The organism is Polaromonas sp. P1_E1_2, from assembly GCF_056406035.1.
Map to the genome: position 1 here is coordinate 1 of NZ_JBFUAZ010000372.1, position 4,293 is coordinate 4,293.

Here is a 4,293-nt window from a genome sequence, read left to right on the forward strand (position 1 = left end):
GCAGAGGCCCGGGGCAACACGGCTTTCGAACGGGCCTTCAAGCGTACGGCAACAATTTCCGTCAATGACAGTTCCTTGGGCGTGCGCTTTGTGATGTGGAAAGCGACATCGCGGATCATCCAGGCCCATCCGCTAAGAGGCRTTGGCGCTGGCGCCTGGGAAGTGGATATTCCGCTGTACCAGGCCGATGGCACGCAACTTGAAACCGACTATTACGTCCACAACGAGATCCTTCAGTTGCTGGCCGAATATGGCCTGGTGGGCTGGATGTTCCTGCTGGCCCTTCTTGGCTATCTCAGCATGGCCGCGTGGAAAACGCTCAGAAACCGGGGATTCGGGTGGTTGCAGGAGGCCCCGGAACGTGCGCTTGTCCTGTCCAGCTTGCTGGCGCTTTTGATCGTCAGCAATATCGGTTTTCCCTGGCGCATGGCCACTACCGACGCGATCTTTGCGCTGGCGCTGGGGTTCCTGACTGCTTCCGACGCCCGCCTGGGCGTTCAAGGCAAGTTTGCCGCCCAACAACTTTCCTGGAAGCCTGTGTACTCGAAGTTGCTGGGCATCACTTTAATGTTTTGCCTCGCGCTGGCGATCTATATATCGCAACAGGCCGCCGTGGCGGAAAGCAGGATCGTCAGGTCCGTCAGACTGGCACTAACCATCACGCAGTCCGGGGATGTCAACAACCCGCGCTGGAACGCCACCAAGCGGGAAATATTGGAGCTGGTCAAAGAAGGCACCCGCATCAATCCCCACTACCGCAAGCTGACGCCCATGGTGGCTGACGAAYTGGCGCGCTGGGGCGACTGGCCAAACGCCGTCTGGATCTGGGAGTCTGTGGTGTCTTCGCGTCCGTACGTGGTGGCCYTGCTGACGAATATTGCCCGTGGGYATGCCCAGATGGRAGCCATGGACAAGGCTTTCGAATACCTGGARCGCAGCAAGAACCTCCAGCCGAAAGCGGCGTCAGTCCGATCGCTGGAAGTCGTCCTGCTGAGCCGGTCGGGGAGAACGGCAGAGGCCCAAAAGCTGACCAAACAATACCTGGCAGAAGGTATATATGACTATGACCTCCTGGATGCCGGGTGGATACTGGGTGTGAAAAACGGCGACTTGGATCTGGCCGTCCAGAGCATGGAACTGCGTAACAAAAGCTTTCCTGACCAGCAGGTCGACGGGCTGGTCAAACTGGGCTACCTCTATGCCATCCGGAAAAAAGATGACGCGAAGGCGTTGATGTTCTACAAGGCGGCCATGGCCGCATCACCCGAAAAAGACAAGGAAGCCACGCGTCAGCGCATTCCCCCCGACTACCGGTCCAGGCTCTGAGAAGCGGGTGCGGCTTTCTGCCATTGAACAGTGAACCGGTGCGAAACGGGATATGCCGGCTGATGGTGRTGGCTGGGCTCTTCAACTGACGGGCTCACGTACATATGCTCCTCGACCTGGACATCCCATCGCGTTGACAGATCGGCCGGATCTGCTGCTGCCAGCAGCACGGTGCTGCTCCGTGTGCCGTACGCATGGTCCGGAAAATCCACAAAGGCACTGGACAGAGCTTCTTCCAGCGCCAACGGCACGCCGGTGACCGGAAGGTCTTCGCGCGGCGCGCGCTGGCGATTACCCAGAGCCGACCACAGAGATGCCTGAAGCTCCGTTGCTTCCAGGCCTGAGCTCGTCTTCAGGGCGGCATGGAGGGAGCGTTTGAGTTCCAGGGTTTTGGGCCACGGCGTATCCAGTGCCGCATTGGACAACCCGTAAAGACCTGGTGACAGAACCTGAAGATGCAGGTTTGAAGCGCCAGACACCACGGCCGGCTTGTTTGTCACCCAGGCCCAGACGTTCCGCTGAAAATCGCCAACCACCAGGTTAAAGCCTGCGTAGTCCGCGCCTTCTTCTTCGAGAGCTGAAGCAAAACCTGCCGCATCATCGCGGCTTTCCAGCCAACGCGTCACCAGTTCCCCCCGCGAGCGGGCCCCGGCATCTGCGCGGGCTCCACGCACATTGGTGAGAAAAGCAATCCTGCCGCCCGGTGTCATGCCCATCCAGGTGCCGCCGGCACGCAAGTCACGGCCTGAAAGGACTTCTTGCCCCGAAGCGGTTCGCCAGCGGGCCAGCGGCAGCGTCGGCCGGTCCAGGAATTCATCGCGGTTGGCCGCAATCAGGAGCGGCCAGCGCTCCGATACGCCAATGGCAAACGCGATCAGGCACATGTCATGAGCCCCGCGCCCCTGTGCCGTGCATCAGATATCTTCCAGCAGCGGGTAGGGCAGGGGAAGCAGGCTCAGGGCTTCGCCTGTGGCGCTTCCCAGCGTCAACCGGCCGTCGCCGGCATCGGCGGCGGCAGAGGTCTGCATCGACACGATGGCGTCAAAGCCGCCAGCGGGATTGGCCGCCGCCGCGGCGACCAGCCCGCAAGGCTGCCCTGCATCGGAGGCGTGAAATATCTCCTGGCCTGTTGCCGGTGTTCCGGCGGTATGAACAAGGTATGCGCGCCGTTTGAGCGTGCCGCGGAACTGGCTGCGCGCAACGATTTCCTGGCCCGGGTAGCAACCCTTTTTGAAGTTCACCCCTCCGACGGATTCGTAATTCAGCATTTGCGGCACAAAGGCTTCAAAAATGGGTTGCGTGATCATCGCAATACCGGACTGCACGTCCAGCCAGTGCCACAAGGCGCTGTCGATGCGCGGGCCTTCGGGAGCGGGTGAAGCGGCAGGTACGCACAAAATCGCACGCGGCTGGCCCGCGCCGGGCTGCAAAAACACCATATTTGCATCACCAAAATCGGCTTTTGACCATACAGGGCGGGCGCCACCAGCTATCGAATCCATAGYGGCTCCGGTGACGCCATAGAGCGCGAATTCGGCACTGGCGTCGGTCAGTCTGGCCTTGGCACGCAGCACAAACATCGACAGGCGCTTGAGTATGGCAGGCAGGATGTCGCGGCTGCACAGCAGCAGCACGTCCTGCTGGCCGGCATCGCTGCTGCGCTTGAACACCACAAAACTGGCCTGCATCCGGCCCTTGGCATTGCAGAAAGCCGCCAGGCGCGCTTCGCCAGCCCCCATCAGGGCCACGTCCTGGGTCAGCTGGCCCTGCAAAAACGTGACGGCATCTTCACCGGAGGCACGGATGACACCCAGTTGCGCAAGTTCGGTGATGCCGGAAATCAGGTGAGCGGCAGAAGGCAGGGTCATGGGGCGTTCACATTCGATGAGGAGATGGGCTGAATTATCATAGGCTCGAGGTTTTGCGTTCTGTACAGAAAAGGTAGCTGGGTTGTGCGTCGTGTCTTTACAAGTCTGTTGATACTGGTATTTGCCGGCACCCTGCTGTTGTTTGGCGCGGGTTTGTGGTGGCTGCACGAGCCGATTCCCCTGCGGCTGGCCCCCGGCAGCCAGGTCGTAGACCTTGAAATCGAGCCCGGCACGCCCGCCAGCGGCGTGGCCGAGGTCATCGTGGCCAGCGGCGCCGATGTCCCGGCCCTGTTGCTCCATGCCTGGTTTCGCTTTTCGGGCCAGGCCCGGCTCATCAAGGCCGGCAGCTATGAATTGGTACCCGGCACCACGCCGCAAAAGCTGCTCGCCATGCTGGTGCGCGGCGATCAAGCCCTCAAAAGCGTCACCCTGGTAGAAGGCTGGACCTTCAACCAGGTGCGTGCAGCGCTACAAAAAGCAGAGCAGCTTGCGCCCGACACGCTTGGCCTGGCGCCCGAAATCATCATGCAAAAGCTGGGCAGGCCGGGTGTGCACCCCGAAGGCCGTTTCTTCCCCGACACCTACACCTACGCCAAGGGTTCCAGCGACCTGGCCGTGCTCAAGCGCGCAGCACGGGCCATGGACAAGCGGCTGGACGCTGCCTGGGTACTGCGAAGCCCGGACACACCGCTGAAAACCCCTGACGAGGCCCTGATCCTGGCCARCATCGTCGAAAAGGAAACCGGCAAGCCGTCGGACCGGGCCCAGATCGGCGGCGTTTTCACCAACCGGCTGCGCCTGGGCATGCTGCTGCAGACCGACCCCACCGTGATTTACGGGCTCGGCGACAAGTTCGACGGCAATCTGCGAAAACGCGACCTGCTGGCCGATACGCCCTACAACACCTACACCCGCGCCGGGTTGCCGCCCACGCCGATCGCCATGCCGGGCAAGGCCGCCCTGCTGGCCGCCGTGCAGCCGGCACCGACCAAGGCCATTTATTTTGTGGCGCGCGGCGACGGTACCAGCCACTTCAGCAGCAGCCTGGACGAGCACAACCGCGCGGTGAACAAATATATAAGAGGCCAGTGAATATGAC

4 protein-coding genes are annotated in these 4,293 nt (G+C 61.5%); 2 read left to right on the forward strand and 2 right to left on the reverse strand.

Annotation, left to right across the window (positions count from 1 at the left end):
• On the forward strand, positions 1-1,326 hold a 1,326-nt coding region (locus tag AC1D1P_RS15875), incomplete at its 5' end, for an O-antigen ligase family protein (protein WP_477673640.1).
• Here AC1D1P_RS15875 and AC1D1P_RS15880 read toward each other — a convergent pair.
• Positions 1,308-2,210 carry an NRDE family protein gene (locus AC1D1P_RS15880; RefSeq protein ID WP_477673641.1) on the reverse strand — a complete coding sequence of 301 codons (903 nt, stop codon included), beginning with the start codon at positions 2,208-2,210 and terminating at the stop codon, positions 1,308-1,310. The two genes, AC1D1P_RS15875 and AC1D1P_RS15880, sit on opposite strands and share 19 nt — an antisense overlap.
• A gap of 30 nt (positions 2,211-2,240) precedes the next feature.
• Complete coding sequence (gene ygfZ / locus AC1D1P_RS15885; protein WP_477673642.1) at positions 2,241-3,194, reverse strand: CAF17-like 4Fe-4S cluster assembly/insertion protein YgfZ; 954 nt, start codon at positions 3,192-3,194, stop codon at positions 2,241-2,243.
• A gap of 84 nt (positions 3,195-3,278) precedes the next feature.
• On the opposite strand from ygfZ, the gene mltG reads away from it, so the two are divergent.
• Positions 3,279-4,286, forward strand: a complete 1,008-nt coding sequence (gene mltG, locus AC1D1P_RS15890) for an endolytic transglycosylase MltG (protein ID WP_477673643.1) — start codon at positions 3,279-3,281, stop codon at positions 4,284-4,286.
• The last annotated feature ends 7 nt before the right edge of the window (positions 4,287-4,293 follow it).